The 21,562-nt window shown below is 66.4% G+C and carries 19 protein-coding genes and 1 tRNA gene; 5 read left to right on the top strand and 15 right to left on the bottom strand.

The window, feature by feature from the left end; all coding sequences use genetic code 11:
- Nucleotides 1-2 precede the first annotated feature (2 nt).
- The 8 genes from CK951_RS04505 to CK951_RS04540 all read right to left on the bottom strand — a co-directional run bounded on the left by CK951_RS04505 (nt 3) and on the right by CK951_RS04540 (nt 7,606).
- A complete protein-coding gene (locus tag CK951_RS04505; RefSeq protein ID WP_096785018.1) occupies nt 3-971 on the bottom strand; it encodes a type II secretion system F family protein in 969 nt (322 codons plus the stop codon).
- A 7-nt stretch (nt 972-978) separates the two neighbouring features.
- Nucleotides 979-2,430 carry a CpaF family protein gene (locus tag CK951_RS04510; RefSeq protein ID WP_096785019.1) on the bottom strand — a complete coding sequence of 484 codons (1,452 nt, stop codon included), beginning with the start codon at nt 2,428-2,430 and terminating at the stop codon, nt 979-981.
- 22 nt (nt 2,431-2,452) lie between these two features.
- Nucleotides 2,453-3,721 (bottom strand): AAA family ATPase, encoded by a 1,269-nt coding sequence (locus CK951_RS04515; RefSeq protein ID WP_096785020.1) that lies wholly within the window; start codon nt 3,719-3,721, stop codon nt 2,453-2,455.
- A gap of 228 nt (nt 3,722-3,949) precedes the next feature.
- Nucleotides 3,950-4,591 (bottom strand): OmpA family protein, encoded by a 642-nt coding sequence (locus tag CK951_RS04520; RefSeq protein ID WP_096787160.1) that lies wholly within the window; start codon nt 4,589-4,591, stop codon nt 3,950-3,952.
- A gap of 3 nt (nt 4,592-4,594) precedes the next feature.
- Complete coding sequence (locus CK951_RS04525; protein ID WP_096785021.1) at nt 4,595-5,983, bottom strand: type II and III secretion system protein family protein; 1,389 nt, start codon at nt 5,981-5,983, stop codon at nt 4,595-4,597.
- Between the two features lie 217 nt (nt 5,984-6,200).
- A complete protein-coding gene (gene cpaB, locus CK951_RS04530) occupies nt 6,201-7,025 on the bottom strand; it encodes a Flp pilus assembly protein CpaB (RefSeq protein ID WP_096785022.1) in 825 nt (274 codons plus the stop codon).
- A 122-nt stretch (nt 7,026-7,147) separates the two neighbouring features.
- The gene (locus CK951_RS04535) at nt 7,148-7,336 is read right to left on the bottom strand and encodes a hypothetical protein (RefSeq protein WP_096785023.1); all 189 of its coding nucleotides are present in this window, start codon (nt 7,334-7,336) and stop codon (nt 7,148-7,150) included.
- A 69-nt stretch (nt 7,337-7,405) separates the two neighbouring features.
- Nucleotides 7,406-7,606, bottom strand: coding sequence for a Flp family type IVb pilin (locus tag CK951_RS04540; protein ID WP_096785024.1), 201 nt, complete (start codon nt 7,604-7,606; stop codon nt 7,406-7,408).
- A 348-nt stretch (nt 7,607-7,954) separates the two neighbouring features.
- On the opposite strand from CK951_RS04540, the gene CK951_RS04545 reads away from it, so the two are divergent.
- The gene (locus CK951_RS04545; RefSeq protein ID WP_096785025.1) at nt 7,955-8,842 is read left to right on the top strand and encodes a lytic transglycosylase domain-containing protein; all 888 of its coding nucleotides are present in this window, start codon (nt 7,955-7,957) and stop codon (nt 8,840-8,842) included.
- Between the two features lie 16 nt (nt 8,843-8,858).
- Here CK951_RS04545 and CK951_RS04550 read toward each other — a convergent pair whose 3' ends face one another.
- From CK951_RS04550 to CK951_RS04565, 4 genes are all read right to left on the bottom strand, one after another.
- Nucleotides 8,859-9,803 carry a glycosyltransferase family 2 protein gene (locus tag CK951_RS04550; RefSeq protein WP_096785026.1) on the bottom strand — a complete coding sequence of 315 codons (945 nt, stop codon included), beginning with the start codon at nt 9,801-9,803 and terminating at the stop codon, nt 8,859-8,861.
- A 72-nt stretch (nt 9,804-9,875) separates the two neighbouring features.
- Nucleotides 9,876-10,166 (bottom strand): GNAT family N-acetyltransferase, encoded by a 291-nt coding sequence (locus tag CK951_RS04555; RefSeq protein WP_096785027.1) that lies wholly within the window; start codon nt 10,164-10,166, stop codon nt 9,876-9,878.
- The gene (locus tag CK951_RS04560; protein WP_096785028.1) at nt 10,159-10,788 is read right to left on the bottom strand and encodes a 3-oxoacid CoA-transferase subunit B; all 630 of its coding nucleotides are present in this window, start codon (nt 10,786-10,788) and stop codon (nt 10,159-10,161) included. Before CK951_RS04560 ends, CK951_RS04555 begins: the two co-directional genes overlap by 8 nt.
- Nucleotides 10,789-10,803: 15 nt before the next feature.
- Nucleotides 10,804-11,502: a CoA transferase subunit A gene (locus CK951_RS04565; protein ID WP_096785029.1), complete on the bottom strand. Its 699-nt coding sequence runs from the start codon at nt 11,500-11,502 to the stop codon at nt 10,804-10,806.
- A 318-nt stretch (nt 11,503-11,820) separates the two neighbouring features.
- Between CK951_RS04565 and CK951_RS04570 the strand changes: the two genes are divergently transcribed.
- The 3 genes from CK951_RS04570 (at nt 11,821) to CK951_RS20940 (ending at nt 14,780) form a co-directional block, all read left to right on the top strand.
- Nucleotides 11,821-11,906, top strand: a tRNA-Leu gene (locus tag CK951_RS04570).
- 89 nt (nt 11,907-11,995) lie between these two features.
- A complete protein-coding gene (locus CK951_RS04575; RefSeq protein WP_096785030.1) occupies nt 11,996-13,363 on the top strand; it encodes a tyrosine-type recombinase/integrase in 1,368 nt (455 codons plus the stop codon).
- 457 nt (nt 13,364-13,820) lie between these two features.
- Complete coding sequence (locus CK951_RS20940) at nt 13,821-14,780, top strand: hypothetical protein (protein ID WP_157764502.1); 960 nt, start codon at nt 13,821-13,823, stop codon at nt 14,778-14,780.
- A 219-nt stretch (nt 14,781-14,999) separates the two neighbouring features.
- On the opposite strand, the gene CK951_RS04580 is transcribed toward CK951_RS20940, so the two are convergent.
- The 3 genes from CK951_RS04580 to CK951_RS04590 form a co-directional block, all read right to left on the bottom strand.
- Nucleotides 15,000-16,109 (bottom strand): ParB N-terminal domain-containing protein, encoded by a 1,110-nt coding sequence (locus tag CK951_RS04580; protein WP_096785031.1) that lies wholly within the window; start codon nt 16,107-16,109, stop codon nt 15,000-15,002.
- A gap of 160 nt (nt 16,110-16,269) precedes the next feature.
- Nucleotides 16,270-16,914, bottom strand: coding sequence for a recombinase family protein (locus CK951_RS04585; protein WP_096785032.1), 645 nt, complete (start codon nt 16,912-16,914; stop codon nt 16,270-16,272).
- A 555-nt stretch (nt 16,915-17,469) separates the two neighbouring features.
- Entirely contained in the window at nt 17,470-17,919 is a 450-nt protein-coding gene (locus CK951_RS04590; protein WP_198402403.1) for an Lrp/AsnC family transcriptional regulator, read from the bottom strand.
- A gap of 116 nt (nt 17,920-18,035) precedes the next feature.
- Between CK951_RS04590 and putA the strand changes: the two genes are divergently transcribed.
- Nucleotides 18,036-21,470 carry a bifunctional proline dehydrogenase/L-glutamate gamma-semialdehyde dehydrogenase PutA gene (gene putA / locus CK951_RS04595; RefSeq protein ID WP_157764503.1) on the top strand — a complete coding sequence of 1,145 codons (3,435 nt, stop codon included), beginning with the start codon at nt 18,036-18,038 and terminating at the stop codon, nt 21,468-21,470.
- The last annotated feature ends 92 nt before the right edge of the window (nt 21,471-21,562 follow it).

Consider the following 21,562-nt stretch of genomic DNA (forward strand, 5'->3'; position numbering starts at 1 on the left):
GCTCAGACCTTGATGTTGACCATGATCTTCATGAAGATCACGTTGGCGACCAGAAAGACCCCGACCACCAGCGCCGCGGGCACGAAAAGCGGCGTTTCCTTCACCCCGTCGTAATAGTCCGGCTTCAGGACCGAGATCATCACGAGGGCGAGGACCGGGAAGGCCGAAAGGAACGTGCCGGACCACTTCGCCTCGGCCGTGATGGCCTTCACGCGGCGGAACAGCTTGAACCGGGCGCGGATCACCTTGGCGAGACCTTCAAGGATCTCCGCCAGGTTGCCGCCCGACTGCTGCTGGATGCTGACGGCCACGGCGAGGAAGCGCAGGTCCTGGCTTTCCATCCGCTCGGCGAAGGCGCGGATGCACTCGGCGATGTCACGGCCATAGGCGGCCTCGTCGGCGATCATGCCGAATTCGGTGCCCAGCGGGTCGGGCACCTCCCTGGCGACGATGCCGATGGCGGAATTGAACGGATGCCCCACGCGAAGCGAGCGCACCATCAGTTCCACCGCGTCGGGAAGCTGCTCCTCGATCAGGGCCATGCGCTTCTTGGCCTTGTTGTTCACCCAGACATAGACGCCGCCCACGCCCATGGCGATCGCCACCACCACCCGTACCGGAAGGGCGGCCCCGGTGCCGATGGTCAGGCCGAGATAGGCCACGCCCGACAGCAGCACCATCACCAGGATCAGCGCCTGCGGCGAGAAGGCGATGTTGGCCTTCTGCGCCTTCGAGGCCAGAACCGAATAGAGCGGGATGCCCTTCGCATTCATGTGCTGGCTCATCTCCTTGCGGAGCTGCTCCAGCACCTGCTCGCGGTTCTGGTTCTTTTCCAGCAGGGCGAGGCGGCGGCTGACACGGCTGTTCAGGCTGATCGACTTGCCGAAGACGGTCAGGTAGATGCCTTCGACCAGCAGGAGCACCGCAAGGAAGATCAGGATGTAGATGATGGGGGCGGCGCTCAGCTGCATGGAGCCCTCAGACGATGGGGTCGTAGATGGTGGAGGGCAGGTCGTAGCCCCACTGGCGGAAGCGGTCGGAGTAATGCGAGCGCACCCCGGTCGCGTTGAAGCGTCCGATGATCTTGCCCGAGGGCTCGACCCCCAGCCGCTCGTAGCGGAAGATCTCCTGCATCGAGATCACCTCGCCCTCCATCCCGGTGATCTCGGTGATGGAGACCATGCGGCGCGAGCCGTCCTGCAGGCGGCTCGCCTGAACGATGAGGTTGACGGCCGAGGCGATCTGGGCGCGTACCGCCTTGATCGGCATCTCGATCCCGGCCATCGCCACCATGTTCTCGAGCCGGCTGATCCCGTCGCGGGCCGAGTTCGCGTGGATGGTGGTCATCGAGCCGTCGTGGCCGGTGTTCATGGCCTGCAGCATGTCGATGACTTCCTCGCCGCGGGTCTCGCCCACGATGATGCGGTCGGGGCGCATCCGCAGCGCGTTGCGCAGGCAGTCGCGCTGGGTGACCGCGCCCTTGCCCTCGACGTTCGGCGGCCGGCTTTCCATCCGGCCCACGTGGACCTGCTGGAGCTGAAGCTCGGCCGTGTCCTCGATCGTCAGGATCCGCTCGGAGTTGTCGATGAAGGACGACAGCGCGTTCAGCGTTGTCGTCTTGCCCGAGCCCGTGCCGCCCGAGACGATGATGTTCAGCCGCGTCGCCACGGCGGCCTGAAGATAGGCCGCCATCTCCTCGGTGAAGGCGCCGAAGCGCACGAGGTCGGCGATGCCCAGCTTTTCCTTCTTGAACTTGCGGATCGAGACCAGCGAGCCGTCGACCGCGATCGGCGGCACCATCGCGTTGAAGCGGCTGCCGTCGGCCAGACGCGCGTCGACATAGGGCGTCGATTCATCCACCCGCCGCCCCACCGCCGAGACGATCTTGTCGATGATCCGCAGAAGGTGCCGCTCGTCCTTGAAGGTCGTGTCGGTCAGTTGCAGCTTGCCGTCGCGTTCCACGAAGATCCGGTTCGGGCCGTTCACGAGGATGTCGTTGACCGTCTCGTCCTTCAGCAGCGGCTCGAGCGGGCCAAGGCCCATCACCTCGTCATAGAGTTCCTGGTTCAGGATCGTGCGCTCGTCCTTGTTCAGGACGACGTTCATCTCGTCCAGCGCCTCGCCGCAGATGGCGCCGATCTCGGTGCGCAGACTGGACTCCGAGGCATGTTCAAGCGCGGCAAGGTTCAGGTTGTCGAGCAGTCGGCGGTGAAGCTCGACCTTGAGCTCCATCAGCCTTTCCTTGCGCTTCTTCTCCTTGTCGGCGGCGATCGCCTCGGCGCCGGGACGGGCGACGGCCCCCGGGCGCGCCTGCAGCGTCGGCGCCTTGGTGGCCGCCGCGGTGGCCGTCACCGTCGGCGTCGCGGCACCGACCGCCGCCGACGGGGCGGGCTTCTGGGTTTCCGAGGACTTCCGGTATCGCGAGAACATTCAGCACACCCTGTCCGAAGCGTCAGGCCTTCGCGGCTTGCGCGGCCTTGCTGTGATCGTGAAGCGACGCGGCCAGCTTCTGCAGCTCACGCCTGAGGGGGTTCTTCGCCGCCGTCTCGGAGAGCGGCAGTCCGTGGTCGTTGGCCTGCGTGACCGCCGCGCCGCCGTCGGGCAGCTGCAGCTCGATCTCGATGTCGAGGCTTTCCGACATCCGCTTCACCCGGCTTTTCCCCGAGAGGTCGGTGAAGCGCGGCGCGCGGTTCAGCACGAAGCGCAGCTTGTCGTGCGGCAGGCTTTCCGCCTTCAGCGCGCGGACCAGCCGCAGCACGTTCTGCGCCGAGCGCAGGTCAAGCTCCATCATCGCGAAATAGGCATGGGCGCGGGCCAGCACCGTTTCGGTCCAGGAAACGACGGAGGTCGGCATGTCCACCACGACGAAATCGAAATTGGCATGGGCCATGTCGAGGAGGCGCCCGATGTCGTCCGAGCTTACGATGTCGAGCGGCAGCATGTCCGGCGGCGCGGTGAACACGTGCAGCCTGTCGTTGAAGGTCAGCATCGCCTGAAGGAAGCCGTCGCTGTCGGCGGCCTCCGTGTCCGACAGGATGTCGAACACCGCGTCGCGCCGCGGCAGGTCGAGGTAGGTCGAGACGGCGCCGAACTGGAAGTCGAGGTCGATCAGGCAGACGCGCGGGCCGGTCTTGCCGATCGAGGCAAGCTCCCACGCCAGGTTGCAGGCGAAGGTCGAGGCGCCGACGCCACCGGCCATCCCGTGCACCGGTAGCAGGATGCCGTCCCGGTCGCCCTTGGCCTTGAAGGTCGGCGAATGCGGCAGGCCCTCGGAGCCGGCTGGAACCATTGCCACCGCCGTCGAGGCGGCCGGCGCCTTGCGGATCCGCTGGATCGCCTCATGCAGGGCGCCTTCGGGCAGAGGGTAGGGCACGAAATCGTCCGCCCCGAGTCGCAGCAGCTGGTGCAGCGCGATGGGGCTGACCTGATCGGCGATCAGGATGACCTTGATGTCCTTCGCCTTTGCCGTCGTGATGATCTCGGTGATGCGGGACAGGTCGCTCTCGTCGTCGCCATCGACCGCAAGGGCGACGAATTCCAGCGTCCTCGCTTCGGGCTGCCTGAGGAAGAGGTCCGCATCGTCGAACGACAGATCGCCCCAGCTTTCGCCCAGCTCGATCTCCATGTCATTGATCAGGATCTCGAAATTCTGGACATCGCGCGAGATCGTGCAGGCCACGATCGGCGCCGGATCCGGTTGAAGCGTCGCCACGCTGTTCATACAATCACGTCCTTCCACTGGCGGGCGCCGGCACGGGCCGAACTATGCGAACCGATTGCGGACCCCAGCGGCCCTGAACACCAAAGTTTGCTGCAGCCTGAGCCTCGCCGGGGCGCGGTGCATCAGACTGTTTCCCATTGCGCACAAGGTGCGCGGCAATGGTGGCAGCATTTGGGCTAAAAAAACGTTATTGTTTGATTTGGTGGCGGGTCTTTCGACGACCTGCCTTCAGCCGCCCGGATTGACCTGCGTGGTGATCACGCGGTTCGACGGATGCACACGGACAGCGCCGGCGGTGTATTCGCGGAAGACGACGGCGGCGTATTTGCCGTTCATCACCGTCGGATGCGCGCCGACGAAGCCGGAAACCTCGGTCACCGTGCGGCGGTTGCGCTCCTCGGGGGTGGTGACCGCGACCACGGGCCGCGTCTCGCCATAGGAGACGAGCGCCTCGAGGCGCGACGGGCTGATGCCCTGCGTCGCGAAGAAGGCCACGACCGCCTGCGCCCGCCGCAGGCCCAGGGCCTTGTTGTAGGCATTGGAGCCGACAAGGTCGGTGTGGCCGTAGACGCGGAATCGCACTTCGGGGAACTGCCGGATCCATCCGGCCTGACCGCGCAGCACCTCCTGCGCTTCGGAGGTGAGGGCGGCACTGTCGAAGGGGAAGGTGATGGTGGGCGTCACCTCGGCCGCGAATCGATCGCGCAGGGCCTGGCTGGCGTTCAGGGCCCCCATGTGCAGCAGCGAGTTGTTCATCGTGGCACTGCCGAAGGTGCCGTCATTGATCTCGGAGGAGATCGGCTGGCTGCCGCAGGCGGCGAGCGCCAGCGCGAACGGAGCGAGGATCGAGATGCGCATGGTCTTCCTCATCACTCACTCCATCACGTAGCCGTAGGAACCGCTGAAGTCCTGCCGGGCGACTTCGCCGGCCGCGCCCTTGCCCGTCACCCGGCCGAACAGGAACAGGTCCCTTTCGGACGGGATCTTGACGCGGTCCGTCGGCAGCGCAAGCGCCTCGCCGCGGGTGGGCGTCACCAGATGTGGCGTCACGATGATCACCAGCTCGCTCTGCGCGCGCTGGTATTCCGCGCTGCGGAACAGGGCGCCGAGGATCGGGATGTCGCCCAGCCACGGCACCTGGCCGTTCAGGTCGCGGAAGTCGTCCTGCAAGAGGCCCGCGATCGCGAAGCTTTCCCCGTCGCGCATCTCGACCGTGGTCGAGGTTTCGCGGCGCTTGAAGGCCGCGATTTCGACGTTCCCGTCCGAGAATGCCACCGTGTTGTCGATTGAAGATACCGCGGCATTGATCATGAGGTTGATGGCATTGCCGTCCACCACCACGGGCGTGAAATTGAGCTCGACGCCGAAAGGCTTGTACTCGACGGTGAGCCCGTCCTCACCGTTGTCGACCGGGATCGGATACTCGCCCCCGGCGAGGAACTTCGCCTCCTGCCCGGAGAGCGCAGTCAGGTTTGGTTCCGCCAGCGTGCGCACGACGCCTTTGGATTCGAGCGCCTCGAGCAGGACCGAGAACTCCAGCGCACCCACCGAGAAGCCGAGTTCGAGCGCTCCGTTCACCGTGTTGTCGATCGTCAGCGGATAGCTGGGCGGCAGGCCGTTCTGCAGATAGGTGCCGGACCCTCCGCGCACCGAACCCGAGCCGTTGCGCGCATAGATCGACGAGCCGAGGCTCTTGGCCACCGAGCGCTGCATCTCGGCGAAGCGGACCTTCAGCATGACCTGCTGCGTGCCGCCCACGCTCATCAGGTTCGACACCCGGTCCGGCGCGTAGCGATTGGCCAGGTCGAGCGCACGGTCGAGCTTCTCGATGCTCGACACGGTGCCCGACAGCACGATCCCGTCATTGGCGGTGCGCACCTCGATGCCTTCGCCGGGAAGGATCTGGCGAAGCCGCTCCTTGAACTCGGCGACATCGGGCGTGACATGGACATCCACGTTCGAGATCAGCTTGCCGTCCGGCCCGAGCAGGGTCAGCGTCGTGCGGCCCGGCGCCTTGCCCAGCACGTAGATCGAGCTGTCCGAGAGCGTGGAGATATCGGCGATCCCGGGGTTGGCGATCGAGAGTTCCGCGAAGGGCCGGTCGCTCTCGACCACGACGGCGCGGTTCATCGGGACGTTCAGGGCGCTCGACGTGGTGCCTTCCATCACGCGCAGCGCCTGTGCGAACGCGGGCGTCAGGGCCGTGGAGGTCAGCAGCGCGACCGCCGCCAGACCGGCCTTGAAGAGATAGTGCATGCTCATGTGACCTGCCTTTCGGATCACGTCTGACCGCAGGTCTTCATCGCCCGCTCAGGCGGCACGATGAAGGAGTCGCTATTTTTTTGCAACATTCATGGACTTGCGAGCGATCCTGAATGTGGATAACGGGCAACAGTGGGGATCTTTCATCCAAAGCGGAAAGCCGGCAGGGTCCGCACCCGCCGGCTTGCATCATGCGCCGCACCCTGTTTTGCCGCGCTCAGTTCGTGCAGGGAATGCTCTCCATGACCTCGGCGCCGCGCCGCGTCCGGACGGTGCACTTGGGTGCCTGCTCCACTTCCACGACCTTTTCCGGTTCGCCGGTCAGCATGCGGGTATCCACCGGTGCGGCCACGGCCTCGGTCGTGTCGTCGCGCCCGACCAGCGACAGCGACAGACGCCCCGTCGCCTGTGCCTGGGCCAGCCTGCCCACCTGCTGAGGAGAGACCTCGACCGTGACGGTCCGCGCGATGATCGCCGAGGTGGCGATGTCGACATTGGCGGTCTGGTCGATGGCGATGATGGGAATGGTCTTCTCGATCAGGCGGGTGATCTCGCCCTCCGAGCTGTTTCCGGTCCAGTAGACGTCGACCCGGTCCCCGGGTTGCAGGAAGCCGGACACGCCCGAGGCGACGTCCACCTTGATCGCGAAGGCGCGCATTCCGCTGGCGAGTCGCAGCCCCGCCTCGACGCCCGGATCGGTCACCTTCACGGCAAGGACCGGCTCGAACTTTTCCATCTGCCGCAGCACGTAGCGCGGCTGTGCCGGGTCGGGGAACAGCGCCTTGGCATCGCGGAAGATCGTCTCGGGCAGGGCGCTCGCGGGCCAGAGGATCTTCTGCACGTCGTCCTTGGTGAGGGGAGAGCCGTAGTTGAGCGGCTTGTTGGTCACGAAGACCTCGACCATCGGGCCCATCTTCGCCCGCGCGGCCCGCTCCTTCTCGAGCGCGACCTGCGTCTGGCTGATGTAGCCCTGCGCCATGTAGACCGCGAAGCCCGCAAGCGCGAGGCCCAGCATCAGCACAAGTCCGAATACGAAGCGCATGTTCAATTCCCCTGGTCGCGTGCCGCTCCGGACGATCCCGGACGGAAGCGGCGTGCCATCTTTCTGGGGTGCGATTCGGGCCTTTTCTTGGCGGAGATCGCTCCTCCTTGCGGATGTCCCGCTCAGTCTTGGCCCGCGACCGCCACGGAGGATGAAATATAGGCGGCAAGGTTTTCCGTGGCCGACACCACCTTGCCGAAGGTCGAGATGCTCGTGACCACGCCCAACAGCAGGACTGCGGCGGTCAGCATCATCCAGTCGACAGTCACCGCGCCGTCCTCGGACCGAAGCAGATCAAACAGCCTCTTCATGGTCGTCTCCCGGGGTTCGGCCTGGATGGATGAGGAGCCGCAGGCGCAGGCCTGCAGCTCCTGAGGCGATTACTGCGTGGTGTAGGTGCCGTCGACCGCGGTGCCGATGTTCGAGGAGATCGCGGTGGCTGCGTCTTCGAGCGAGGTCTTGACATAGCCCATCACGAGCAGGCCGAGGCCGACGATGGCGGCGGTCAGCACCACCCAGTCGACCGTCACGGCGCCGTCTTCGTCGTTGCGGAAGTTCTTGAAGATGTTCAGCAGTTTCATGGTCGTAACCCTTGCTTGAGGACATTTCCGTGTCATCGCCGGTTCGGTCCGCTCTGGCCGGTTTCCCGGTTTGATCCCGCTTCGGCATGGTCTCAATTAGCCCTCTGATTGTGGCGGCACTTTGGTGGCCGATGGGTTTTTTCGGGCTCGGAGGAAATGCAGCCCCTGCTTCCGCAAGTGGTCCCATCCGAAAGATAATTGTCGCTTCGCTTGACGCGCCGGGCAGGGGAACTGTGGGAAATCCGCCGTATTTTTGGCAAATCCGGCCTGGTCCGGCGCCGCGATGTAGCCCCGAGGGTGGCCTTCTTCTAGAATCGCGGGAAAACAAGGACGAGCAGGCAGTCTTTCATGCGCACGTGGACAGGAGTGGTGATTCTGGGCGCGGTCTTCGCGCTCGCAATGCCCGGCCTCGCCATGGCCGAGCTGACGCCGGCCGACGCCTTCACCTTCCGCAGGGTGAAGCCGCCCTCCTCGGGCGCTGCGAAGCGGATCACCGTGCAGATCGACCCGGCCGAGCAGGCCCGCCGGCTGGCGGCGCTGCCGAAGGTTCAGCCGCGCAAGCCCGAGGCACCGAAGCCGCCGGCGCAGCCCTTCCTGCCCGACGCGGGGGCCGCCGAGCCGGGTCCCTCGCCGAAGGGCACCTCCTACGCCTGGTTCTGGGACAAGGTGCCGGTGGCGATTGGTGCCGTGCAGGGCCGGTTCCCGCTGGCGCTTGCCTCGCTGGCGCAGGGGCCGGGCGGTGCGGCGGTGCGCGCGCCCCGCATGCAGCACCTGCAGCAGATCGCCGAGCGCCACGGCGTCGAGATCCTGAAGGCGACGCTGGGAACACGGGTTTCGCCCGCCCTCGTTCTGGCCGTGATCGGCATCGAGAGCGGGGGCCGGGTGGATGCGGTCAGTTCGGCCGGCGCGCAGGGCCTGATGCAGCTCATCCCGGCGACGGCGAAACGGTTCGGCGTGGCGGATGCGACGGATCCCGTGCAGAACATCCGGGGCGGGGTGGCCTATCTGGACTGGCTGATGGGCGAATTCGGCGGCGATCCCCTGATGGTCCTGGCCGCCTACAATGCTGGCGAGGGGGCGGTGAAGGCCAACGGTGGCGTTCCGCCCTATGCCGAGACACGCGACTACGTGCCCAAGGTGCTGGCGGCGTGGCAGGTGGCGCAGGGCCTGTGCCTCACACCGCCCGAGCTGGTCTCGGACCCCTGCGTGTTCCGCATCGTCTCGGCCGGCCTTTAGCCGAGGGTTTCCTTACCTAGGGGCCGGGCTTCTCGCGGCAGACGAAGCCGAACTCGTCCGCGATGCGCGCCCGGATCATCGCCGCGTCATAGCGCTTGCGGCCGTTGCCCTGATCCGCCCAGACCGACCGGCCGGAGTGGCCCTGCCAGGGATGCAGGAACCAGGGATCGGATCCGTCAGGGCGGAACGGATCGGTGAAGCGCCATCCCCGGGCGATGGCGCTGGCGAACCAGTAGGCGCCGATGTCGCCGCCGTCCTCGTTGTTGCCGAAGTGGATGCCGTCGCGCGCAAGCTCGCGGGCGGCCGCAACGCGGATCATGCAGCACCATTCGTTGATGCGGCAGGCCCGGTCGCGCCGCCTGCGGCGCAGGCTGGCCGGCGGAGGCGTCACGGGCCAGTCCGGTGTCGGACGACCGCCGGCAAGAATGAATTCGGGCGCACAGCCGGACGCAAGGCCGCACCTCCAGCACTGGCCAAGCGGCCCGGCGATCGCAAGACGTGGATCCGTCTCCATGCGCCGTTCCATGAACGTGGCGACGTCACCCCTGATCTCGACATCGTCGTGAAGCAGCAGCACGAACTCCGCGCGCGATCGGGCCAGCGCCCGCTCGTATCGGATGCTCTGGGGTTGAAACAGTCCGCGGGTCAGCAGGAAGTAGGCCGACCGAAGCCGATGGCCGGCAGCCAGCCCCGGTCCGAGCAGCCGGAGCGCCATCGCGGGCGTCACCAGCGTATTGCCCGATCCACCACGGCGCCGCGTCTCGTGCAGGTCCAGTCGCCAGGGGTGCAACCGCTCGGCCAGCGCGGGATCCCGCAGCACGTCGAGCGTCCCGTCGTCCGAGCTGTCATCCGTGATCCACACGGTGCCGATGCTCGCTGCCGAATGGCGATGCAGGGTCAGGAGCGTGAAGATCAGCGATTCCGGCTTGCGGAACGAAGGAATGGCAACATCGACCGTCAAGGGACACCTCGGAAGAGGGCGCCGCCGCCGGCGCCGACCATGGCTATCAGCTGCCGCTCAGGCCATGCGCGCTCAGGACGCGAACACGTCGGCCCATTCCGGGTGACGCTGGCGCTGGGCGTTGACGAAGGGGCAGAGCGGCACCACCGTGAAGCCCTCGGCCCGGGCGTCCGCCACCAGACGCTCGACGAGGGCGCGGCCGGCCCCCGTTCCGCGGAAACTGTCGGGCACCCCGGTGTGATCGGCGATGATCCGCGTGGGCGAGAGGACGGACCAGGTCAGCTCCGCCTCCTCGCCGCCCCGGCGGATGACGTAGCGGCCCTTGGTCGGGCCGCTCTCGCGCTCGATGACGAAGTCAGTCAACGATCGTCGCCTCGGTTGCGGCGCGGATCTCGGCCTCGGTCACGCCATCCGCGCATTCCACGATCCTGAGGCCGCCCGGCACCACGTCGAGCACGCCGAGGTTGGTGATGATGCGGTTCACCACGCCCTGTCCGGTCAGCGGCAGCGTGCAGTGCTTCAGCACCTTCGATTCGCCGTGCTTCGAGGTGTGGTCCATCACCACCACCACGCGCCCCACGCCCGCCACGAGGTCCATCGCCCCGCCCATGCCCTTGACGAGCTTCCCCGGGATCATCCAGTTCGCGAGGTCGCCGTTCTCGGCCACCTCCATCGCGCCGAGGATCGCCATGGCGATCTTGCCGCCGCGGATCATCGCGAAGCTCTGCGAACTGTCGAAATAGGCGGTCTTGGGCAGTTCGGTGATCGTCTGCTTGCCGGCGTTGATCAGGTCGGCATCCTCCTCGCCCTCATACGGGAAGGGGCCCATGCCGAGCATGCCGTTCTCGGATTGCAGGGTCACCTCGATCCCCTCGGGGATGTAGTTGGCCACCAGCGTCGGGATGCCGATCCCGAGGTTGACGTACCAGCCGTCCTGAAGCTCTTGCGCCGCGCGGGCAGCCATCTGGTTGCGGTCCCAGGCCATGATCGTCTCTCCCCCTCAGGCGCGCTTGCGGACGGTGCGCTGTTCGATGCGTTTCTCGTGCTGGCCTTGGATCAGGCGGTGCACGTAGATCCCCGGCAGGTGGATGTGGTCGGGTTCGAGGCTGCCAAGCGGCACGATCTCCTCGACCTCCACCACGCAGACCTTGCCGCAGGTCGCCGCCGGAGGGTTGAAGTTCCGGGCGGTCTTGCGGAAGACGAGGTTCCCCGACGGGTCCGCCTTCCACGCCTTCACGATCGAGAGATCCGCGACGATCCCGCGTTCGAGGATGTAGGTATGGCCGTCGAACTCCTTGTGCTCCTTGCCCTCGGCGATCACCGTGCCCACGCCGGTCCGGGTGTAGAAGCCCGGGATGCCCGCGCCGCCCGCCCGCATCCGCTCGGCGAGCGTGCCTTGCGGATTGAACTCCAGCTCCAGCTCTCCGCTCAGATACTGGCGCATGAATTCGGCGTTCTCGCCGACATAGGAGGAGATCATCTTCTTCACCTGCCGCGTCTCGAGCAGGACGCCGAGGCCGAAGCCGTCCACGCCGGCATTGTTCGACGCGATGGTGAGGTCCTTGGTGCCCGCCTCGCGGATCGCCTGGATCAGAAGCTCGGGAATGCCGCAGAGGCCGAATCCGCCGGCCGCGATCAGCATTCCGTCGAACAGCAGCCCGTCCAGCGCGGCGGACGCGCTGTCATAGACCTTCTTCATCGATACCTCCCGAAAATTCTCGCAGGAATTTGTGGCGAAGCCTCTGCAGCCTGTCAATCGCCGTGCCGCGCTGCGGCGTGGCCCGGACGCGGCGTCCTGCCCGCAGACCGGGAGTGCTGCCGCCGCCACGGACAAGCCGGGGTAAGGGGACGATGACCCGGATCTTCCCCTTGTGCCGCGGACCCGCAGGCTCGCGGACGTGGTGTAACGGAGGCAGCGAATGTCAGATCCGGCCGCTTCCCGGCGGCCGGTCCGTCAAGGAGGGACCTCAGCAGCTTCTTGCCCCCGTCGCCGCGTCGGTTATTGTCGCCCCGCGCCGCCCGCGTGGTGAAATGGTAGACACTGGGGACTTAAACTCCCTTGGCCGGAAGGCCGTGCCGGTTCGAGCCCGGCCGCGGGCACCATTGGCATCGGCCAAGCCTATGTAGTTCAACGATTGCAGGACGTTACCAGCCTCCGAGGTACACGATCAGGTACACGGGAGGTCCACATCATGGGGTTGTCGTTGACGCTCAAGCATCTGAAGCAGCTTGGTCCAGGCCGCTATGCATACCGGCGGCGGGTGCCGGAATCGGCCAAGACCGCGATGGGGAAGGGCGAGTTCAAGCGGGTCTTCACGGCCAATGGCGCGGCGGCCGTGGCGAAGGAACATGCCCGCATCACCGCCGAGTTTGACAGGGCCGTGATGCAAGCGGCGAAGGTCGGGATGGGCGGTGCCAAAGACCCCACGCCTCGCGAAGCTGCCGAGGTCAACGCTCTGAGGGCCAGCGATCTGCTGCGTGGCGTTCATGGCGTCTCCGACGAAGACGAGGCGCGCGAACTGCTGGCAGACCTCCTTGGCGAGGAGAAGGCCGACCCTGCTCTGTATCGGGCCGTCAAGTTCCCCGCCAAGGCTCCCCCCGCACACACCCTTGAGGATGCCCGGAAGCTGTACCTGAAGGAGAAGCTGGCGGGCGGCGAAGGGGATGAGAACCGACACGCTGCCGAGCGTCTGGCAAGGGTCTTCGCTCGGGTCGGGGAAGCCTTGGGTGATCGCGCCCGCACATGCGCGCTTTCCGACCTCGTGCGCGAGGATGCCCGGAAGGTGCGCGACCACATGCTCGCCTGCCCGAAGAAAGGTGGCGGCACGCTCTCTCCTGCATCCGTGCGGCGGGAAATGAATACCCTCTCCGCTGTGGTGAACTTCGGCCTGACGGAGTTCGACCTCCGGGGCAAGGTCGCGAACCCGTTCGAAGGTCTCACGATCACCGGCGCAAGCAGCGGCAAGGCGATCACGGAGGCCGACAAGCGCGACCCTCTGCCGGTGGAGGTCATTACGGCCATGGGCCAGAGGCTGACGGGGAAACTGGTACTCCTCTGGCGTCTCCTCGCGGGAACCGGCTGCCGTCTTGCCGAGGTCGCTGGGCTGCGGGTGCAGGACGTGGTCTTGACGGGTCCGGTGCCTCACATCCGGGTCGCATGGCACGAAGACCGACGGCTGAAAACTGCCGCTTCAATCCGCTCGGTGCCCCTAGTTGGTGACGCTCTGGGAGCCGCCAAGGAGGCCGTCAAGGCAGCCGACGGGGCCGCCGTCCTATTCCCGCGCTATGCCCGCCCACGCGGCTCCGACGCGGCCTCTGCCATCCTGATGAAGCATCTCCGCAAGGAGACGACGAACCCTCGGCACACGGTCCACTCCCTGCGGCACAACATGAAGGACAGCCTCCGCTTGGCCGGGGTCGAGAAGACCGTTCAGGACCTGGTGCTTGGCCACGCTTCGCCCTCAATCGGGGAGATTTACGGGGGCGAGGCGGCGCGGCTGGAGGTGGCCCATCGGGCGCTTCTGAAGGTGGCCCAGAGCGTTGAGCCAACCTCCTCTTGATCATTGGTGGAGCAATGCCATCAATTGTCGGCGGAGGTGTCGGCCAGTTCCAATGAAGTGCGGCCCACGCGAGTGTCTCGCGCGACATCATCGGTAGCGGTCATCGGGCACTCGGAGAAGATCAGCTAGAACGCAATGACGCAGCGCTATGTCGGCGGACTGACGGACCTTCAGCTTCGAGCCTGCGCGAAGTCTAACATCCTCGTGATTGCGGTTCTGCCAGCGGCTTCTCTAAAGTAAGATCACACAGGCGTTAGTTTTTTGGTAGCCTCTTATGATATTGACAGATGGCGATCAGGTCATGACTCAAGTCTTTGAACTCCCGCGGCAATCGGATGCCGGAGGCTTCTATCTCCACTTCACAGGCGGCTTCCGAGCGGCAAGTGTCGCCAAAGGCGAGTGGAGAATAGAACCCGTTCTTATCAACGGGAGACCATGTGCTACGGGACCTCTGTCGATGGAGCAGCTTCAAGCGGTGGCCGAGGCAAACAAATTTCAAGCAGTCGCATTCCAGCGGTTTGGTTGGACGGATGGTGTCTACTATTCGAGTTGGGGGCCCATCATACCTGGCAAGAAGAACCACTTTGAGGGACCTGCTGATCTTTGGAGAAGCATCGCTCAAAATAACACGCAATCCCGCATCGCAGGGCGTTTCGATTCGAATGAACGTCCGGCGGAATTGGCGATTGCTGAAATATTAGACGAAAAAGGACCAGTTGAAGCGCTCGCCGACTATATCAGCCTCAGTTTGCGCGCCATGGACATCAGCGTCGAGGAAATTGCAGAGCACTATCACGAACAACTGGTGAACCATATGGCTGCCGGACGTGTGGATGCTGAGAGGTCGGCGGACACGCTGTCAAAAACCCTCTACGCTCATGTTCACTCCTTCTTCTTGCATCTAGGAGCTGCGAGAGACTACCTCGCTGCGCTTGTGGCTTGCCGCGTCAGTCTCGATCCTGCAAAAACTGACTCGATGGCCAAACTTGTTGACAAGCTTCAACAGGAACGATTGCCTGATGACGCTTTGCTGAATCTCCTGTTCTCAAGCGAGAACATTGCTGCGCACGCGCATAAGAAAGGAAAGTACTCCACCGCAGGGTGGATAAAAGAAGTGACCGACATCCGAAACGAGTTGATACATAGGCGCCCCTACGGCTCACGGTTCGTAGAGCGCTGGGGCTGCGCAATTCCGTCGCAAGAGAATGCCGGCCTGTTTCGCTATTACCGCCCCATGAGATTGAACGCCAGCGCCGAGCATGACGTATTCGATGTTCTCCACCGCCACTACGCACGATGCGCCGATCTATTTTACAGAGCTGCGAAGGCATCAGGGTATAACACCGCAATGATGCACATTACAGACAAGGATGTGATCTCGCTCGACACTGAGAACGCGACGAAGCCTGACGACTAGCTGGTTCAGCCTATTCAGCAGAAGGGCTTTGTAGGCTGCCATTGGCGCTCTTCAAGGCAACTCGGGTCGGGGCTTTCCTTGGACCAGCCAAGCTGCTGCCGTAGGTCTCTCCATCTCGGCGTCGACTTGACGCGGGTGGTTCTGCGAAGTGGTACTACGTGGCGTACATCCGAGACCACATCATTGATGTGTTCCTATGGTGATGTGGAGTTAGGGGCGTCAGAAGTCGGCTGCTTCCGTCTCGGCTGCTCGGATGGGTTCCGCGAACGTGCCCCCTCGGGTGTCCGTGTCGAACTCGTCGTCCCCGAACAGGAACTCGGCCATCGTGAGCAGCTTGCGCCGGCCGACCGCGAGCATCAGCGCCTCGGCTGCAAGATGCTCGTCTTTCCACGGCAGCCTGCCGAGAGCTTCGCGGATGGCCTTGCCATAGCGCTCGATCTGCTCCAGCCGCTCGGCGTCCGTCATTTCCGGCCGGTCGGTCATCTCGGGCAACTCGATCTTGCTGTCGCGCCACCACTGGCCGCTCGGCGTCTTGGACTCGGCCATCATCACCTTCAGCCGCTTGCGCATCCGGTCGACTGTGGCAGCGCCAACGCCCGCCGCCGCTGCGATGATTTTTACGGTGAGCCGCTTGCCGGGCAGCCGCACCAGTGCCCATGCCGCATCCGTGCGCTCGGTCTTGGTGAGCGGGAGCGTGTCGCGGGAGTTGGCCTTCACGGCCTCCAGCATGGCCGCCGAGCGGTCGCCCTGAAGGACAACTGCCGGGATGCGCTCATGCAGGCCCTTCGCGGTGGCGTAGGCGGCCAGCCGATGGTGCCCGTCGAGCAGCACGAAGCGGCCGCTGGCGTGACCTTCGTCATCGACCTCCTGCCAGACCAGAACCGGATCGAGATCGCCTGTTGCGCGGAGCGTCTGGACGAGGCCCCGAACGTGTTCCTTGTGGATGCCGATCTGGCGGAACCGGAAGGCGTCCTCCGCGGCGATCTCGCGGGCAAGCAGGTAGCGCTGTGTGCGGTTTTCAGTCGTGGCGTTGGTGTCTGCGGAAGGGTCGGGCTTGCGGAGAGCGTTGGGCATGGCGGTGTCCTTGGGGTGGTCGGAAGGTGCGCCGGGCGGCGTCCTGAGCCGCGGGAAGAGCGTGGCGGCGGTGTGGTGCCGCTGCATCGGCGCGTCAAATGCGGAGTTGTATGATGTGACCAACTGCCGGTCTTGAGCCATCGTCGTGGCATGCGACCTGAAGCCGGGGTGCCAAGTCAATGGATGCCGCGCCCCCGCTCTGCCTTGCACCGGGAAGAGCATGGCCGTGGAGCCTCCATGGTCGAGATGCGCCATCACATGCAGCTTGAGGCATATATGGGTTGTATTCTATGGGGGGAAATCGGGCAGCCCGCCGGAGGCCCCGGGAGAGGCGCTGGACGGCATCAACCGGCAGGGGCATCAACCCCCCCTGCGCCTGATCGCCAGCGGCCCTCGGCGGCCCCTCCCGGAATCTCTACGCCGCCTCTGCGCCCCAACGGACGAGCGCTGCCTCTGCCGCCGACATGTCGGCCCGCAGCCGCAGGATGGTCTGCCGTGTGAGGCCGGTGGCTTTCGAGATCGCCGAGGCCCCCGCTCCCGTCGCGAGCATGTCGCGCACCACGGTCAGTTGATCGCGGGTGTAGCTGGGCTGACGGCCGCGGTACTTCGTCCGGTCGATCCTCGCCGCCGCGATGCCCGCCTTCTGGGCCTCCTTCGTGGCCTCGGCCTGGGCCTGAGCAGTGGCCGCCATGAACGCGATCAGGGCATCCCGAACGGCCGCCTGCATCGGGTCGGAGGTCGAGCCGTCGAAAGTCAGGTTGTTGATGATCGTCCTGATCACCACGCCCTCGCGCATGAAGTGCCGGATGGTGTCGGTCACGTCTTGGTAGTTCCGCCCCAGCCGGTCGACCCAGCGCACCACCAGCACGTCGCCCCGGTGCAGCATGTCGAAGAGCCGCTTGCCCTCGGGGCGCTCGGCCAGCGGGACGGACACGCCCGAGACGCCATGATCGACCACCACCTTGTCGAAGGTGAAGCCCGCGGCCTCGGTCTGCGCCTGCTGGTGGCCGACGGTCTGCTCGGCGGTGGAGACGCGGGCGTAGAAGACGGTGCGGGACATGGTGCCTCAAGGTGTCAAGAAAGGTGATGACCACATAGATTCATGTACGAAAGCCGAAGTCAACCCATTTGGACACCGTTTCCGGGCCTCTTCGCGGTGGCCGTTGAGGTATACCTTTCCGGTCACCCGCACGTCTGACCGCGCGGGAGCCGCCAGCTTCCGCGGATGCAGTTGCGACGACGACCTCCGCTGTCGAGCTGAGGCGCAATCTGCCGCCCGCATCCGCATCGGGTGAGCCGTGTGGATGATCGACCGGGGGCACCGGGGGGTGCAGCGTGAGCCGCTAACATGATCTCGGGGCCTCGAATGTGTGCGTTAGAATACTCCGGCACTAGGTGGCGTCACCGCGTCACGGCTGCCTCGGGCACCTTGACGGCCACCTGATCTAAGTCCACAAAGAGGCCACGCAAGGTACACGCCGGAGGCGGTGGCTTCCTGTAGTGCGTTGAAAATAAGAGTTATTCAGGGTTCGATTTTCGGACCTCGTTCCGGCCGCGGGCACCAGACAAATGGCGCGAATTTCACGGCCAAGGGGCCATCGACCGGCCTGCACGCTCAGCGGCGCGCGTCCTTCACCGATTCCATGGCCACGTAGGTCGAGGTCGAGGCGACATGCGGCAGGGTCGACAGCTTCTCGCCCAGCACGCGGCGGTAGTCCTGGATGTCGGCGGTGCGGACCTTCAGCAGGTAGTCGAAGCGGCTGGCGATCATGTGGCACTCCTCGACCTCGGGCACGGCCTGCACGGCGCGGTTGAATGCCTGCAACGCCGCCTCGCGCGTATCCGACAGCCGGACCTCGACGAAGGCCACATGCGCCAGACCCATGCGGATCGGATCCAGACGCGCGCCGTAGCCGGTGATCACCCCGGCCTCCTCGAGCCGTTTCATCCGCGCCTGCGTCGGGGATTTCGTCAGGCCGATCCGCCGCGCCAGTTCCGTCGCGCTGATCCGGCCCTCGGCGGCCAGCACCCGCAGGATCGCGTGATCGAAGCGGTCGAGATCCATGTCCAATCATCCTGCACTTCAGTCGATATTCGGCCGATCCGCCCGCTGATGGCGGAAAATCGGGACGTTTGGCTTCCGGTTAAGCTGTATCCTAGGCGAAACAGGAGATGCCGTCCATGCCCGCCACAGCGCCCGCCCTTCATGCCTCCGACACCCCTGAGGACGAGGCCGCACTCGTCGCGCGCCTGATCGCCGAGGCGGATCTCGATCCCGGCGCCCGGGCGCGGATCGCCGCCCGCGGGGCCGATCTCGTCCGCCGCATCCGGCAGACCTCGCGTCCGGGCCTCATGGAAGGGTTCCTTGCCGAATACGGCCTGTCGACCGATGAGGGCATCGCGCTGATGTGCCTCGCCGAGGCCCTGCTGCGGGTGCCGGACGCCGAGACGATGGACGCGCTGATCGAGGACAAGATCGCGCCCTCGGACTGGAACCGGCACCTCGGGCGGTCGGTCTCGAGCCTGGTGAACGCCTCGACATGGGCGCTCATGCTGACGGGCAAGGTGCTGGACGACCGCGAGCCGGGCGTGGCGGGTCACCTCCGCAGCCTCGTGAAACGGCTGGGCGAGCCGGTGATCCGCGCCGCCGTCGGCCGTGCCATGAAGGAGATGGGCCGCCAGTTCGTGCTGGGCGAGACCATCGAGGCTGCGATGGACCGCGCGGCCGAAATGGAGGCGAGGGGCTACACCTACAGCTACGACATGCTGGGCGAGGCGGCGCGCACCGAAGCGGATGCGCGCCGCTATCACCTCGCCTATTCGCGGGCCATCACCGCCATCGCGGGCGCGGCGAAAAGCACGGACATCCGCGCCAATCCGGGCATCTCGGTGAAACTCTCGGCGCTCCATCCGCGCTACGAGGTCGCCAAGCGCGAGCGGGTGATGGCGGAACTCGTGCCGCGCGTGAAGGCGCTGGCGGGTCTCGCCCGCGCGGCCGGCCTCGGCTTCAACATCGACGCCGAGGAGGCCGAGAGGCTGGACCTGTCGCTTGAGGTGATCGAGGCCGCGCTGGAGGATCCCTCTCTCGCCGGCTGGGACGGCTTTGGCATCGTGGTGCAGGCCTATGGCCGGCGCGCGGGGCAGGTGATCGACCGGCTCTATGCGCTGGCGTCGCGGCTCGACCGGCGCATCATGGTGCGGCTGGTGAAGGGCGCCTACTGGGACGGCGAGGTGAAGCGCGCGCAGGTGCTGGGGCTCGCGGATTTCCCGGTCTTCACCCGCAAGCAGGCGACGGATGCAAGCTACATCGCCAACGCCCGCAAGCTGTTCGGGATGACCGACCGGATCTATCCGCAGTTCGCCACCCACAACGCCCATACGGTTGCCGCGATCCTCGACATTGCCGAGGGGCGGCCGTTCGAGTTCCAGCGCCTGCATGGCATGGGCGAGCGGCTGCATGACCTCGTGCTGTCGGCCGAGGGCACGCGCTGCCGGATCTATGCCCCGGTCGGCGCGCATCGCGACCTGCTGGCGTACCTCGTCCGCCGGCTGCTGGAGAACGGCGCAAACTCCAGCTTCGTGAACCAGATCGTCGACGAGAGCGTGAGCCCGGAGGCAGTGGCGGCCTGCCCGCTGACCGCTATGGAGCGGCTGGAGTCGGTGCCGAACCCGGTGCTGCGCTCCGGCACGGATCTGTTCCCGGGACGGCGCAACTCGCGCGGGTTCGACCTGACGGAGGCGGCGGATCTCGCCGCCATCGAGGCGGCGCGCACGCCGCATCGCGCCGCGACCTTCGACGCACGCCCGAGCCTCGTGGAATCGATGGCGGGCGGGCAGCGGGCCGAGGTCCTCGATCCCGCCGGCGGAGGCCGGGTCGGGAACGTGATCCCGGCCACGGCGCCGGATGTCGAGGCCGCGCTGCACCATGCCGTGCCGTGGGAGGCGCGGCCCGGGGATCGTGCCGAGGTGCTGCGCCGCGCCGCCGACCTCTACGAGGCCGATTTCGGGCCGATCTTCGCGCTTCTGGCACGCGAGGCGGGCAAGACCCTTCCGGACGCCGTGGGCGAGCTGCGCGAGGCGGTGGACTTCCTGCGATACTACGCGGCCGAGGGCGAGCATCTCGACGCCGGGCCGCTCGGCACCGTGGTCTGTATCAGCCCGTGGAACTTCCCGCTCGCGATCTTCACCGGCCAGATCGCCGCCGCCTTGATGGCCGGCAATGCCGTGATCGCAAAACCCGCCGAGCAGACGCCGCTGATCGCCGCCCATGCGGTGGAGCTTCTGCACCGGGCCGGCGTGCCCTCGACGGCCCTTCAGCTTCTGCCCGGCGAGGGCGGGGTGGTGGGCGCGGCGCTGACCCGCGATCCGCGGGTGGCGGGCGTGGTCTTCACCGGCTCGACCGCGACGGCGCTGACGATCCGGCGCTCGATGGCGGCGCATCTCGATCCTTCGGCGCCGCTCATTGCCGAGACCGGCGGCCTGAACGCCATGATCGTCGACTCGACCGCGCTGCCCGAGCAGGCCGTGCGCGACATCCTCGCCTCGAGCTTCCAGTCGGCCGGTCAGCGCTGCTCGGCCCTGCGCTGCCTCTACCTGCAGGAGGACGTGGCGGAAACCGTGCTGGGGATGCTCTTCGGCGCGATGGACGAGCTTCAACTGGGCGATCCGTGGAAGCTGGCCACCGACCTCGGCCCGGTGATCGACGCCGAGGCGCAGGCCGGCATCCGGGACTGGATCGAGGCGGCGCGGTCGGAAGGCCGCATCCTGAAGGAGATCGCCGCACCGGCGCGCGGGACCTTCGTCGGCCCGACCGTCATCCGCGTCGGCAGCATCCGCGACATGGCGCGAGAAATCTTCGGCCCGGTGCTGCATGTCGCGACCTTCCGTGCGGCCGATCTCGACCGCGTGATCGCGGAGATCAACGCGACCGGCTACGGGCTGACCTTCGGGCTGCATTCGCGCATCGACGACCGGGTGCAGCGCATCGTCGAGCGGCTGCAGGTCGGCAACATCTACGTCAACCGCAACCAGATCGGCGCCGTGGTGGGCAGCCAGCCCTTCGGCGGCGAGGGGCTCTCGGGCACCGGGCCGAAGGCGGGCGGCCCGGCCTATCTCGCGCGGCTCTGCCGCCGTCCGGCGATGGCGGGCGAGGCGGACGGGTCGGCCACGACCGAGGCGGAGGCGCAGGCCGCCCTTGCCCATGCGGGAGGAGAAGGGGAGCGCCTTGTGTCGCATGCGATGCCGGGACCGACCGGTGAGTCGAACCGGCTCTCGACCTTCCGGCGTGCGCCGCTGCTCTGCCTTGGCCCCGGCCGGGTCGCTGCTCGGGCACAGGCCGAGGCTGTCCGTGCGCTCGGCGGGCTCGCGGTCGAGGCACCGGGCCTTCCGGCCGAGGCGCTGGGACGGCTGCACGGCTTCTCGGGCGCGCTGTTCTGGGGCAGTGCCGAGGCTGCGCGGCCCCATGCCCAGGCGCTGGCCGGGCGGGAGGGGCCGATCCTGCCGCTGATCGGCGGCCTGCCGGACGCGGCCCATGTCGCGGTGGAGCGTCACCTCTGCATCGACACCACGGCTTCCGGCGGCAATGCCGAGCTTCTGGCCGCGGCTTCCGGAACCTGACGGCGGGACACCGGGCCTTCCGGTGCCGCCCTGACATGACTACCTGACCGGAAGGGAAGCGGTGCGGGTCCGGACCGCCGACGCGGGCGCGA

Source organism: Rhodobacter sp. CZR27, assembly GCF_002407205.1.
Classification (GTDB): Bacteria; Pseudomonadota; Alphaproteobacteria; order Rhodobacterales; family Rhodobacteraceae; genus Cereibacter_A.